General features: G+C 58.1%; 12 protein-coding genes. 6 read left to right on the forward strand and 6 right to left on the reverse strand.

Going from position 1 to position 12,050, the window contains the following annotated elements:
- Window positions 1-19 precede the first annotated feature (19 nt).
- Together P0G09_RS01230 and mgsA are read left to right on the forward strand one after the other, a co-directional pair.
- Window positions 20-2,248 carry a penicillin-binding transpeptidase domain-containing protein gene (locus P0G09_RS01230; RefSeq protein ID WP_275251712.1) on the forward strand — a complete coding sequence of 743 codons (2,229 nt, stop codon included), beginning with the start codon at window positions 20-22 and terminating at the stop codon, window positions 2,246-2,248.
- Between the two features lie 162 nt (window positions 2,249-2,410).
- On the forward strand, window positions 2,411-2,815 hold the full coding sequence (gene mgsA / locus P0G09_RS01235) for a methylglyoxal synthase (RefSeq protein WP_097770635.1): 405 nt from the start codon (window positions 2,411-2,413) through the stop codon (window positions 2,813-2,815).
- Window positions 2,816-2,893: 78 nt separating this feature from the next.
- Here the strand turns inward: mgsA and P0G09_RS01240 are convergent, their stop codons facing one another.
- The 4 genes from P0G09_RS01240 to P0G09_RS01255 all read right to left on the reverse strand — a co-directional run bounded on the left by P0G09_RS01240 (window position 2,894) and on the right by P0G09_RS01255 (window position 6,142).
- The gene (locus tag P0G09_RS01240) at window positions 2,894-3,406 is read right to left on the reverse strand and encodes a nitroreductase family protein (RefSeq protein WP_275251713.1); all 513 of its coding nucleotides are present in this window, start codon (window positions 3,404-3,406) and stop codon (window positions 2,894-2,896) included.
- A 96-nt stretch (window positions 3,407-3,502) separates the two neighbouring features.
- Window positions 3,503-4,399 (reverse strand): hypothetical protein, encoded by an 897-nt coding sequence (locus P0G09_RS01245; RefSeq protein ID WP_275251714.1) that lies wholly within the window; start codon window positions 4,397-4,399, stop codon window positions 3,503-3,505.
- 2 nt (window positions 4,400-4,401) lie between these two features.
- Window positions 4,402-5,193 carry a DUF975 family protein gene (locus P0G09_RS01250; RefSeq protein WP_275251715.1) on the reverse strand — a complete coding sequence of 264 codons (792 nt, stop codon included), beginning with the start codon at window positions 5,191-5,193 and terminating at the stop codon, window positions 4,402-4,404.
- Between the two features lie 118 nt (window positions 5,194-5,311).
- Window positions 5,312-6,142 (reverse strand): AraC family transcriptional regulator, encoded by an 831-nt coding sequence (locus tag P0G09_RS01255; RefSeq protein ID WP_275251716.1) that lies wholly within the window; start codon window positions 6,140-6,142, stop codon window positions 5,312-5,314.
- A 216-nt stretch (window positions 6,143-6,358) separates the two neighbouring features.
- Here P0G09_RS01255 and P0G09_RS01260 point away from each other — a divergent pair, with 216 nt between their 5' ends.
- The 4 genes from P0G09_RS01260 to P0G09_RS01275 all read left to right on the forward strand — a co-directional run bounded on the left by P0G09_RS01260 (window position 6,359) and on the right by P0G09_RS01275 (window position 11,148).
- Window positions 6,359-7,747: a glycoside-pentoside-hexuronide (GPH):cation symporter gene (locus P0G09_RS01260; protein WP_097772359.1), complete on the forward strand. Its 1,389-nt coding sequence runs from the start codon at window positions 6,359-6,361 to the stop codon at window positions 7,745-7,747.
- Window positions 7,748-8,503 carry an alpha/beta fold hydrolase gene (locus P0G09_RS01265; protein ID WP_097770641.1) on the forward strand — a complete coding sequence of 252 codons (756 nt, stop codon included), beginning with the start codon at window positions 7,748-7,750 and terminating at the stop codon, window positions 8,501-8,503.
- A 12-nt stretch (window positions 8,504-8,515) separates the two neighbouring features.
- Complete coding sequence (gene bilR / locus P0G09_RS01270; protein ID WP_275251717.1) at window positions 8,516-10,441, forward strand: bilirubin reductase, long form; 1,926 nt, start codon at window positions 8,516-8,518, stop codon at window positions 10,439-10,441.
- A gap of 230 nt (window positions 10,442-10,671) precedes the next feature.
- Window positions 10,672-11,148 (forward strand): hypothetical protein, encoded by a 477-nt coding sequence (locus P0G09_RS01275; RefSeq protein WP_275251718.1) that lies wholly within the window; start codon window positions 10,672-10,674, stop codon window positions 11,146-11,148.
- Between the two features lie 148 nt (window positions 11,149-11,296).
- Here P0G09_RS01275 and P0G09_RS01280 read toward each other — a convergent pair whose 3' ends face one another.
- Window positions 11,297-11,656: a DUF2500 domain-containing protein gene (locus P0G09_RS01280; RefSeq protein ID WP_005932392.1), complete on the reverse strand. Its 360-nt coding sequence runs from the start codon at window positions 11,654-11,656 to the stop codon at window positions 11,297-11,299.
- A 1-nt stretch (window position 11,657) separates the two neighbouring features.
- Window positions 11,658-12,005, reverse strand: a complete 348-nt coding sequence (locus P0G09_RS01285; protein ID WP_156057561.1) for a DUF6054 family protein — start codon at window positions 12,003-12,005, stop codon at window positions 11,658-11,660.
- Window positions 12,006-12,050: the final 45 nt, after the last annotated feature.

Raw genomic sequence — 12,050 nt, forward strand, 5'->3', positions numbered from 1 at the left:
CGCGCCGGAAGGAGAATCCATGAACCAAGAAGAACGGAAAACCGCCATCCGGCGGATGCGTGTCCTCGTTGCCGCCGCCTGCATCCTCATGCTGCTGTATGGGCTGCGGCTCATCTTTTTGCAGCTGGTCAACGGGGATGATTTCAAATCCCAGGCCACCAACACCACCGACTACAAGTTTACGGTCACGGCGGCACGCGGTGACATTGTGGACAGCCGGGGGGAGCGCATTGCCACCAGCGTCACGGGCTACAACGTGGTGCTCAACAAGCTGCTGATGGGAGACGAAGATCTGGACGGGATGCTCCAGAAGATCGTCGAGCTGCTGCGTGCCAACGGTGAGAGCTGGAACGATACTCTGCTCATCAGCCAGCCGGATGCAGCGGGCAATTATACCTTTACCGCCGAAGAGGGCAGCACCAAGGATCAGAAAGCCCTTGCCGCCATGAAGGACAATCTTGGTTTACAGCAGTATGCAACGGCCAATGATGTGATGGAGAAGCTGGTGGAGGACTACGACCTTGCCAGCTTTCCGCTGAGCTGGCAGCGCACGCTGGGCGGCATCCACTATGAGATGCAGCTGCAGGCGTTCTCCAATGTGAACAACTTTATCATGGCGGAAAACGTCAGCGAGGCCACCGTGGCGACCATCAAGGAGCACAGCCTCTCGCTGCCGGGTGTGGAGATCGTGGAAACGAGTACCCGCAGCTATGAGCAATCCACGGTGCTGCCCCATGTGCTGGGCCGGGTGGGCAAGATCACCGCTGAAAAGTGGAAGGTGACCGATGAAAACGGCCAGACCACCTACCCCCTGCGCGAAAAAGGCTACAACATGAACGACATCATCGGCATCTCGGGCCTGGAATCGGCCTATGAGGACGAACTGCGGGGTAAGGATGGCGTGGAGACCATCACCCGCAACTCCGATGGTGTCATTGTGGATACGGCCCTGACCACCGTGCCTGAGCCGGGCCACACCGTGCAGCTGACCATCGACAGCCGGTTCCAGAAGGCGGTGGACAAGGCGCTGGCCGAGAACATCGACATGATCAACCGGGTCTACAACACCGGCAGCATGAAGGCCGCCGCCGGTGCCGCTGTGGTGCTGGATGTGAAGGACGGCAGTGTATTGGCCGCATCCAATTACCCCAGCTTTGACCAGAACCTGTATGCCACCCAGTACAGCGAGTACAGCGCCGACGAGAGCCTGCCCCTGTTCAACCGGGCCTTACAGGGCCTGTATACTCCGGGTTCCACCTTCAAACCCGCTGTGGCGATCGCCGCGCTGGATACCGGGCTCATTAACCGCTATTCCACGGTCAACTGTACCAGGGTCTATACCTACTATAAGGATTACCGCCCCAAATGTACACAGCACGGCCATGGCAACGGCCCCATTGATGTGGTCAACGCAATCAAGTGGAGCTGCAATATCTTCTTCTATGATGTGGGCCGCCGCCTGACCAGTGATGTCTACGATGCCTACGCCTATAAGCTGGGCCTGGGCCAGCGCACCGGCGTGGAGGTCAATGAGGCTACCGGCCGCCTGACCACCAAGAACGACTCCAACTATATGGAATCCCTGGATATCCAGGCCGCTATCGGTCAGGGCAATACCGTCGTCACCCCCGTCCAGCTGGCGACTTACGCCGGCACGCTGGCCAACCGGGGCGTGCGCTACCGCACCCACTTCGTCAAGGCCATCCTCGACACCAACACCGGCAAAGTCCTGCAGGAGACCCAGCCCGAGGTGATGGACGTCATCGAGGACCGGGGCGACACCTTCGACCTCGTGCGGCAGGGCATGATCGGCATGTCGGAGACGATGTCGGGCCTGAAGAACTACCCCGTCACCATCGCCTGCAAGACCGGCACCCCTCAGCGCAGCGAGACGTACTACGTCGGCAGCACCCGCAAGCACTACACCAACACCATGATGGTGGCCTACGGCCCGGCCGAGGACGCTGAGATCGCCCTCGGCATCGTCATCGAGTACGGCGGCGGCGGCGCCCGCGCCGGCAACCTCGTGGCCGACATCTTCGACGCCTACTACGCCATGAAGGACGGCAGCCTGAATGAGGATGGCACCATCGGCAAGCAGGAGACCGCTGCAGACAGCACTCCCGCTGACCAGACTGCCCCCGCCCAGACCGAAACCGGCACGGATACGGCCACAGACCCCGCCGCAGGCACCACGGATGCTGCTCAGGAGACCGCACCTGCCGGGCAGGATGCTTTAGACAATTGAAGAAGGATAAAACGCTGAAACACTGCTTTTGGTGAATTCTGGCGCTTTTTTCCGAAAAAAGTATGAAGTTTGTCTAAAAAACGGTTGTAAAAGAACGGAAACTGTGATACTATGATATATGCAAGAAAATGCCCACTGGCAAAACAAAGGAGAGGTTGACCGATGACGATTGCACTGATTGCGCATGACTCCAAAAAAGAGCTGATGGTTCAGTTCTGTACGGCGTATTGCCGGATTTTGAGCCAGCATAAATTGGTGGCTACGGGCACCACCGGCAAGCTGATCTCTGAGGCAACGGGTCTGCAGATCCAGCGCTTTCTGGCAGGTGTTCAGGGCGGTGATCAGCAGATCGCATCCCGCATTGCCTGCAATGAGGTCGATCTGCTCCTGTTCTTCCGCGATCCGATCAACGCAAAGCCCAGCGAGCCCAACGAGATGACCCTGCTGCGCCTGTGTGATGTGCATAACATCCCGCTGGCCACCAACATCGCCACCGCGGAGGTGCTCATCCACGGTCTGGAGCGTGGAGATCTGGATTGGCGGGATATCGTCCACCCGCAGAACTGAAAACTGGAATAAAACACAAGCCCCCGCATGTTGGCCGGAAAACCAACGTGCGGGGGCTTTTTTACATCCCTGTGATGGTTACAGGAACGTGACGGTTTCAGACAGAGGCTTGCGGGAGCTGTGGTTGGGCAGGGGGCCTGCACCTTCGGCAGCGTGGCCCAGATCAAGGAGCATCACGATCTCCTCGTTTTCGGGCAGACCCAGCGCTTTTGCCAGCTTGTCCGGGTCAAAAAAGTTGACCCAGCAGCTGTCTACGCCTGCATTGGCAGCGCCCAGCAGCAGGTGGGTGGCCACGATGGCGGCATCCTCCATGCCGGAGTTCATCCGCTCGCCGGGGTAAGTAAAGGTGTGGTTCTTGTCATAGGCGACCACCAGACAGACGGGGGCACCGTAGCGGCAGGGAGTGGCAGCATCGATCTTTGCCAGCCCCTCTTCGGACTGAACGACGTAGATGCGCTGTTCCTGGGTGTTCTTGGCGGTGGGTGCCAGCCGACCGGCCTCCAGAATGGTGTGGAGTGCTGCAGCGTCTACCTCGCCTGCACCAAAATTTTTGCAGGAATACCGCTGTGCAATAAGCTGAGTGAATTCCATAACGATCTCCTCCTGACTTGGATTGGACGGAACAGAGCGCCGCTTGCGGGTGCTCTGTTATGCTGATTATACCACACTGCGCCGGTGGTGCAACCCTTAAAAGATATCCAGCATGTTGTCCAGATAGATCGCCTCCCGGACGTGGATCTGATACTCTGGCCGGGTCAGATAATAGAGCAGAAACTCCAGCACCAGCGCGCTGCCCAGCCCGCGCCCTTCCAGCTTGAAATTGGAAAAACCCAACGGCAGATAGCGCTTCCGGATGTCCGCAGTGCCGATGAACCCGGGGCTTTCCATCGCCTTGGAAAAGCGGTAGCCCTCCTGCGCGCCGGGGGCGGTGCACCGATGTTCGCAGACCTCCCCCAGATTTTTGCGGCTGACGGCTTCGTAGCAGCGCCTGCGCTCGGTGCAGCCGAACCAGCAGCACTCGTTGCAGAGAAATTCTACCTTGTCCTTTTCGGGCTGGGAGAGCGTATCCAGGGCATCGAAGGACTTGTTCAGCCGGAAGTCCGGCACGACATACCGGAACTCCGGCCGCCGGACCTCTGCCTGAAACGCCTGAAGATCTGTCAGGACCTTGGTGGTGGAGGATACGAGATAAAGCTCTGGGTAATGCTGCTGCAGGTAGTTCAAAAGCAGCTCGGAGTGGACGATGACCCCATTCTGCACAGTGCCCTGCTGGGCAAACTGCTGACACACTGCGTTGCATTTCCGGTCTGAGAGGTGCTCCGGGCGGAGCAGGGAATTGCTGAATGTGAGCCGGGCAGAGATGCCGTATTCCCGGGTCAGAGCCAGAACTTCGGCGGGGGAGTGCTCCCCGGCCTCCACGCGGCCCCCGCCCCAGATGCAGTCCGGCGGAGCGCCGTAGATGGAGCCGATCTCGCACCAGTCATAAAAATATTCCCGGTGCTCCCGGAACAGGGGCAGGAACAGGCGGTAGAGCTCGTAGAACTCGAACAGTCCGGGCAGGTGATAGCAGGCGGTATGTTTCATTCTCAGATTTCCTCGGTGTCAGAAGGTGCGGCGGTGATATCCCGGTAAAAGATCGCCCAGGCCGCTTCCTCGTAGGGGTGCAGAAAGAAAAAGCCGGCGCTCAGCGGGATGGACAGCAGGATCAGCGGAACAAGGACCGCATCCGCCGAGCGGGTGAAGGCAAAGACGAGAGAGAAACCAATCAGCATGGGCAGGGTGCAGAGCAGCTCCCAGCCCAGAAAGCTGAGATCGAGGCAGAATAGCCGCCACTTGTTGCCGTCCATGATGCGCCGGGATTCAGTGATGGCTTCGTTGGCCGTCAGGCCGGGGTGCTCGGCCATGATATAGGGGGTCATGGCATAGCTGTAGGCTTTTACCACGCCGGGGATGAACAGCAGCAGCGACCAGAGCGCCACATAAAGCCCCTGCAGGAAATTCATGCAGAAGCCGTCCCACAGGCGGTGCTTCTGGGAAGCGAGGTCGGAGAGGGCAGCGTCCCTGCCGTCTGCAAGGTTCAGGTTGAACCGGGCGTAGCCCAGCCGCACCGCACCGCCCACGATGACGGTGAACACTGCCCAGGCAAGGATGCAGATCACAAGAACCGCCAGCACGCCGCCGCTGCCGGTGGAAAACAGCCCGACAAACCCTGGGGTGTCGCCGTTGGCGTTCTGGCTCATGTTGGAGATGACCCTGTCTGAGCTGCTCACAATGTTGGCTCCCAGCAAACTGGCGATCAGTCCGGCCAGAACAGCTGTCTTCCATCTGCCGCGTAGGGCATCCAGCGCAAGGGCACGATAATCAGCAGAAAATTTCATAGAGCTTTCCTCCTGTCTGTAATGGAGATCGTTCGTTGAAAAAACGGCAGCTGCCGTTTTATATAAAATACGTTTCAACCTGCACAAAAATTGCAGCCGGGACTTCTTTTGCAAAGGCTCATCCCCGGGCATCCTGCCGGGTGGAGCTGAAATATTCCTTGGGGGTCATGCCGTACTCCTTTTTAAAGGCGCGGAAAAAGTGGTTGTAGCCCCCGAAGCCGCTGGTTTTGTACACCTCGGTGATGGGGAGGCCCTGCTCAATGAGGGTGCAGCAGCGGTCCAGCCGCGCCTTTACGATGTAGCGGTGCACGGTCTGGCCGGTCTGGCGTTTGAATTCCCGGGCAATATGCTCCCGGGAGACGAAAAACTCCTTTTCCAGACGCTCCAACGTCAGTTCCTCGGTGAGATGGGCCTGAATAAACAGGAAAACCTCATCCAGCATCAGGTGGTGGCGGCTGACCGAAGCGGTGTGGAATTCGGCATGGATGCAGGCACGCAGTGCCAGTACCACGAACATCTGCAGGATGCCGTGCTCGAACGCCGCCGCGCCGAACTGACTGCTCTCCTGGGGGAGAACCAGCAGCTTCCGGGCAAGATTTTTCAGCAGCATATAGATCTGGCTGTCCGGCCGGACAGCCACCTGCCGGAAGGGCACCACGTTGAAGCTTTTTTCAAAGTCGGTGTCCTCATCCGACAACTGCGCCAGCATCTGGGGAGACAACTGCACCCGGATGATCTCCAGCGGGCCGTAGGCTCCGGCATATTCCAGCCTGCCGCCCTGCCCGGGCTTGAGGATGATCAGATTCTGCTGCTGGGCGGGCAGCACCACCTCGCTGCACCGGAACACACCGCTGCCCCGCATGACCAGAAACAGGTCATAATACGCGCCGGAAAAGAATTCCCGAACAGTGCTTTGTTTAAAAAGATAACGTTTGGCTGTATAATTCACCAAAATTCCCTCCGTGGAACTGTCAGATGCGACAGTTTGTTGTACACAACTGAAAAGTACAACTGTCATAATTGCATAATACATCAATTTGCGATAGTTTTCAATCATTTTTTGGATATGCTTTGACGCAAAATTAACGTATAATACAATCGAAGAGAAGAGGCTTGTGTGAAAAGCCTCGTGGTTTCATCTGTTTTTTAAGGAGGATAAAACGAAATGGACCAGAAAAAGACCGTTCGGCCCTTCTCCATGAAGGACAAGATCGGCTATACACTGGGCGATCTGGGCTGCTGCTTCACGGAGCAGTACCGCGCCATGTATCTGTCGATCTTCTACACCCTGATCCTGCAGGTCAACCCCTTCCATGTGGGTATCCTGCTGCTGATCACCAAGATCTGGGATGCCGTCAACGACCCCATCATCGGCGCGATCGTGGACTCCCGCAAGGCCACCAAGGGCGGCAAGTTCATCCCGTGGATCCGCGCTTTCTCGTTCCCCATGGCAGTGCTGTGTGTGCTGGCCTTTGTCAATGTGGGCAACATCAGCTACGGTCTGCGTCTGGCTTACATGTTCATCACCTATGTGCTGTATGAGGCACTGTACACCTGCGTCAACGTGCCCTTCGGCACCCTGTCCAGCGTGATGACCGATGATGTGAGCCAGCGCACCGCCCTGTCCCGTTACCGCAGCCTGGGCGGCACCATCTTTATGACCGTCATGGTCATGGTCGGCCCCCTGTTCCTGTATGTGGACAACCAGCCTGTGGCTGGCCGCTTCCTGATGCTGGCCTGCATCTGCGCCATGCTGGGCCTGCTGTGCCTGCAGATCACCTGCGTGTGGTGCAAGGAGCGTGTGGAAGTGCCTGAGCGTCCGCAGGGCGAAAAGCTGAACTACCTGCACGTTCTCAAGGAGATCTCCCACAACAAAGCCCTGCTGGGCGTGATGTTCTTCAGCCTGACCGGCATGATCGGTGCATCCGTGGTCAACGGCCTGAACACCTACCTGTACAAGGATTTCTTCGGCAACGTTAAAATTCAGGCTGTCTCCGGTATGCTGAGCGTTCTGTACGCTGTGCTGTCCTTTGCCATCACCCAGCCTCTGGCCAACAAGCTCGGCAAGAAGGAGTGGTGCTGCATGGGCGCAGGCTTTGCTGCCGTCGTGTTCGGCATCCTGTTCTTCTTCCCCATCCATAACCCCGTGGCCTTCATCGTTATCAACGGCATCTGCTACCTGGGCGCTTCCGGTATGCAGGTGCTGATCTGGGCCATGGTCAACGATGCCATCGACTACCATGAGCTGCAGACCGGCGAGCGCAACGAGGGCATCGTCTACTCCACCTACTCCTTCTTCCGCAAGCTCGCAAGTGCCATCTCCGGCAGCCTGTCCAGCTTTGTGCTGGGTGCCATCGGTTACAACGTCACCGCAGGCGCTGTGCAGACCGCAGGTGTTGTGAACGCCATCTGGAAGAGCTACACCGGCATCTACTTCCTGGGCTACGGCATTGCAGTGGCCATCCTGTTCTTCGTCTACCCCCTGACCAAGCAGAAGACGGCCGAGATGCTGGCAGAGCTGAAGAGCCGCCGTGCCGCAAAGGAGAGCAAGTAAATGAAGATTTTACAGGTCCAGTTTCAAAACCGTAATGGTCACACCCTGCGCGGCATCGTGACCCTGCCTGATACGGAGGGCAAGGTGCCCTTTGTGGTGCATCTGCACGGCTTTGCCGGCAGCTGCAGCGGCTACAAATCTATGTACACCCACCTGTCCCGCGCTCTGGCAGCGCAGGGTATCGGCAGCGCCCGGTTTGATTTCTACGGCAACGGCGAGAGCGACGGCGAGTTCGAGGATATGAGCTTTGACGGCCTGCACACCGATGCACAGGATATCTTTGCATGGGCAGCCCAGCAGCCCTATGTGGACAGCGAAAAGATGTTCCTCTCCGGCCAGAGCATGGGCGGCTACATTGCCGCCTCCTGCGCTCCGGTGATCCAGCCCCACGGCCTGATCCTGCTGTGCCCGGGCGCAGGGATGTGGTTCGGCTGCGCCCAGCGCGCCGACGGTGTGACCCAGACCGGCAAGGACTACGCCGACATGGAGGGTCTGTGCTACAAGATGGCCTTCAACTATGAGATGGCCAAACACCCCGATCCCTTTACCGAGGCCAAGGGCTACAACGGCCCGGTGCTTCTGCTGCGGGCCGATGATGACCGTCTGGTGGACGAGGGTACCTGCAGCCGCTATGCCGAGGGGTACACTGCACCCGAGGTGGACACCATTGCAGGCGGCGGACACAACTTTGCCACGCTGACCGCTCGTGCCGCCGTGGAGGAAAAGACCGCCGCATTCATCAAAGCACATCTGTAAGGAGGCATTTGTATGGAAAACATGATCCTGCAGCCCATTGTAGTGGGCGGACAGACCTTTAAGAACCGCATCATGTTCCCCCCGCTGACCACCGGCTACGAGAAGAACGGCATGATCAGCGAGCAGGACATGGGTTTTTACACCCGCCTGGCCAAGGGCGGTGTGGGTTACATCGTTCTGGGCGATGTGGCACCCATCAACAGCTTTTCTCCCACCCCCAAGCTGTTTGACGACAGCCAGATCCCTGCCTTCAAGGCACTGGCCGACAGCGTCCACGCTTACGGCACCAAGCTGGGCATCCAGATCTTCCACCCGGAGTACGATGTGGACGCCATCAACAGCCTGTTCATGCAGAAGAAGTTTGACGAGATGCGTCAGCGCCTGCACCACGACATGATGTTCTTTACCGATGAGGCCAGCGAGGAGATGCTGATGTCCATCATCGATAAGATGTGCGCCTGCGCAGTGCGTGCCCAGAAGGCCGGTGTGGATGTCATTCAGATCCACGGCGACCGCCTGAACGGCTGCCTGTGCTCCACCCGGATGAACCACCGCACCGACAAGTTCGGCGGCAGTCTGGAAAACCGGGTCCGCTTCGCCCGGATGCTGACCCGCGCCATCCGCAAGGCTGTGCCGGATATGATCATCGACTACAAACTGTCCATCGTTACCCCGCAGCGCGGCAAGGGCGGCATCGACGAGGCCGATGCGGTGCAGTTCGCCCAGTGGCTGGTGGAGGACGGTGTGGATATGTTCCATGTTGCCCAGGCCAACCACACCGGCAACATGGCAGACACCATTCCTCCCATGGGTGTGCAGCCCTACGGCTTCTTTGTCAGGATCGCCGGGGACATCAAAAAGGCTGTCAACGTGCCGGTCAGCGCCGTGGGCCGTATCGTGGATGCCGAGATGGCAGAGCGTGTCATCGAGAGCGGCATGGCTGATATGGTGGCTGTTGGCCGTCCGTTGCTGGCAGACCCTGATTGGGGCGCAAAGATCGCTGCCGGTAAGGCCTGCGATATTCGCCGCTGCATCAGCTGCAACAAGGGCTGCACCGATGCCATCCAGAACCGCCAGTTCCTGTCCTGCGTGCTCAATGCCGAAAATGGCTATGAGAACAGCCGCAGCATCCAGCCTGCCGCACAGAAAAAGAAGGTTGCTGTTCTGGGCGGCGGCCCTGCCGGTCTGGAAGCTGCCCGTGTGGCAGCCCTGCGCGGTCACGATGTGACCCTGTTTGAGAAGACCACCTCTCTGGGCGGTCAGCTGAACATCGCCTGCGTGCCTCCCCGCAAGGAGGAGATGCGCCGCGCCGCACAGGATCTGATCCGCGCGGTTTGCAATGCCGGGGTTCACCTGTGCATGGGACAGACCCGCACGGCAGAGCAGCTGCAGGAGGCCGGTTTTGAGGCTGTCATCAACGCTGTGGGTGCCCACAGCGCCGCACCCCGCATCCCCGGCATTGACGGCGTGAACGTGGCCGATGCCTGGAAGGTGCTGGCCGGTGAGCAGCAGGTCTACGGCACCGTGGCTGTCATCGGCGGCGGCATGGTGGGCTGCGAGACCGCAGAGTATCTGGCTGCCCGGGGCTGCAAGGTGTCTGTCATCGAGATGATGGACAAGATCGCAGCAGGCGAGAGCACCACCATTCTGCCCACCCTGCTGGAAAACTACAAGACCTACGGCGTGGAGCAGTACCCCAGCCACAAGGTCAAGGAGTTCCGCATGAATGCCGTTGTCTGCGAGAACAAGGACGGCGCAGAGGTGACCATTCCCTGCGATTACATCGTGCTGGCTATGGGCGCGCGCTCCAATGAGTTTGACGCTGCTGCGCTGGAAGCTGCCAATATCCCGGTGTATTCCATCGGCGATGCCGCAGGCAAGGCTGCAGATATCTCCAACGCCATCCGTACCGGCTACGATACCGCCTGCCAGCTGTAAAGTAGTCTGAGATGCGCACAGCGCATCACCAAAAGTGCAAGCCCGGAAGGTCTGTGTGCCTTCCGGGCTTGCTTTTTCGGGAAAAGACGTGATCATTGGCCGCCCTCTGCGATATTTTTCCGCTGGTTAAGCCTGGATATGGAAATCCGACAAGAGTTGTGTTAGAATAAGGCATCCGGGAGCGCCATGCGGCGGGTGCTCCGCTTCAACATGAAAAATGGAGGCTTCTTATGAAAAAGACCTATCGCTCGTTCTTTTGTCTGCTTGCAGTGCTGCTGCTCAGTGTCAGTGCACTGCCCGCTGCCTCGGCACTGTTTTCGGAGCGGCTCTACTACTATGGTACGGTAGAAGAGATCAGCCGCGCTGCGGACGGTACAGTGGAGTCTGTACTGGTGACCGCAGAGGGGCAGGAGACCTATGAAATGGTGATCACTGAGCGCACCCAGTGGCAGGACCATGACGAAAAGACCACCTCCGACCCTGCTACCCTTGCAGTAGGGGAGCAGATCTGCGTGGTGCACGACCCTGCCGTGATGATGTCGCTGCCGCCGCAGTCGGTGGCCTATACCGTCATCCGCAATTTCCCCGAAGGTACGGATCTGGAGCAGGAAGCCCGTGATGCTGCCTGCCCGGTGAAGCAGTTCTTTGCAAAGACCCGCAAGGCCATTGAGGACTGGTTCTACCAGACCATGCCCATTGCAGAGTGAATCTGACTGCATCGTAAAAAAGAAAAACATCTGCTGTCCCACGCCGGAGGCTGTCACGTCCGGCAAGGGGGCAGCAGATGTTTTTTTGTGTGTAATCCTGCCTTGTTCAACTTACGATTCATCCAGTTGGGCAGCAGTGCAGAAACACTCAGTTCCGCTGGAACCCAAGATAGCGGGTGCCTTGAAAACTCAGCTTTCCAATGTCGCCCTCCACAAGCATTCCGTAGTCCGAACCACTTACGGTAAGTTCCATACGGTCGCCGCTTTCCACCTGAAAGGTCACATAATAGGTGGTAAACGTATGCATCATCGTGTTGTCCGTGTGGTGATGAGAGACCTCCGTGCGCTTTGCCACCACCGCTGCCGGAACGGTGAGCCGCGGCGAATGGTTGTTTTTATTCCAGGTGCGGATATTTCCGATGATGGCATACAGGATCATGCCCAGAACCACAAGGAACAGGATGGGAAACAGGATGCTGAACAACAGATCAAATCCAGCGAAAAACATCTTACTCCTCCAAAATTTCTTCCAGCAGTCCCTTTACGTCCTCCAAAAAGGATTCCTCTCCAAGGGTGTTCACTTTGAAGAACACCGCCTGACTGCCGCCTGCGGTGATGGCGGATAACCGGATCGGGCTGTCCCCGTTCTGAAACATGGTCAGCGTCAGACTCAGGCGATTGCCGCCCATCATGCTGTACCGTTCAAAGACGCGGACGCTGCACCGGGCATCGCCCTCTTTGAAATCACTTCCGGCTTCCAGCTCTGCCGACCAGCTGCTGGCCGGAATTTCGTTTTCCAACTTCCAGAGCAGCTGATCAAATTTCTTGTTTTGAATGGTCTTTTCAAAGATCGCCATAATGGTTCCTCCGTTTTACCAACAAAATTCGGTCCCTTATCCTTA

This window comes from Faecalibacterium sp. DFI.5.82 (genome assembly GCF_029076575.1).
In the GTDB taxonomy this organism is placed as follows: domain Bacteria; phylum Bacillota; class Clostridia; order Oscillospirales; family Ruminococcaceae; genus Faecalibacterium; species Faecalibacterium duncaniae.

What these genes read in the sequence shown, in the direction of transcription:
- P0G09_RS01230 (WP_275251712.1), top strand. Translation starts at nt 20, where the DNA reads ATGAACCAAGAAGAACGGAAAACCGCCATCCGGCGGATGCGTGTCCTC.
- mgsA (WP_097770635.1), top strand. Translation starts at nt 2,411, where the DNA reads ATGACGATTGCACTGATTGCGCATGACTCCAAAAAAGAGCTGATGGTT.
- P0G09_RS01240 (WP_275251713.1), bottom strand. Translation starts at nt 3,406, where the DNA reads ATGGAATTCACTCAGCTTATTGCACAGCGGTATTCCTGCAAAAATTTT.
- P0G09_RS01245 (WP_275251714.1), bottom strand. Translation starts at nt 4,399, where the DNA reads ATGAAACATACCGCCTGCTATCACCTGCCCGGACTGTTCGAGTTCTAC.
- P0G09_RS01250 (WP_275251715.1), bottom strand. Translation starts at nt 5,193, where the DNA reads ATGAAATTTTCTGCTGATTATCGTGCCCTTGCGCTGGATGCCCTACGC.
- P0G09_RS01260 (WP_097772359.1), top strand. Translation starts at nt 6,359, where the DNA reads ATGGACCAGAAAAAGACCGTTCGGCCCTTCTCCATGAAGGACAAGATC.
- P0G09_RS01265 (WP_097770641.1), top strand. Translation starts at nt 7,748, where the DNA reads ATGAAGATTTTACAGGTCCAGTTTCAAAACCGTAATGGTCACACCCTG.
- bilR (WP_275251717.1), top strand. Translation starts at nt 8,516, where the DNA reads ATGGAAAACATGATCCTGCAGCCCATTGTAGTGGGCGGACAGACCTTT.
- P0G09_RS01275 (WP_275251718.1), top strand. Translation starts at nt 10,672, where the DNA reads ATGAAAAAGACCTATCGCTCGTTCTTTTGTCTGCTTGCAGTGCTGCTG.
- P0G09_RS01280 (WP_005932392.1), bottom strand. Translation starts at nt 11,656, where the DNA reads ATGTTTTTCGCTGGATTTGATCTGTTGTTCAGCATCCTGTTTCCCATC.
- P0G09_RS01285 (WP_156057561.1), bottom strand. Translation starts at nt 12,005, where the DNA reads ATGGCGATCTTTGAAAAGACCATTCAAAACAAGAAATTTGATCAGCTG.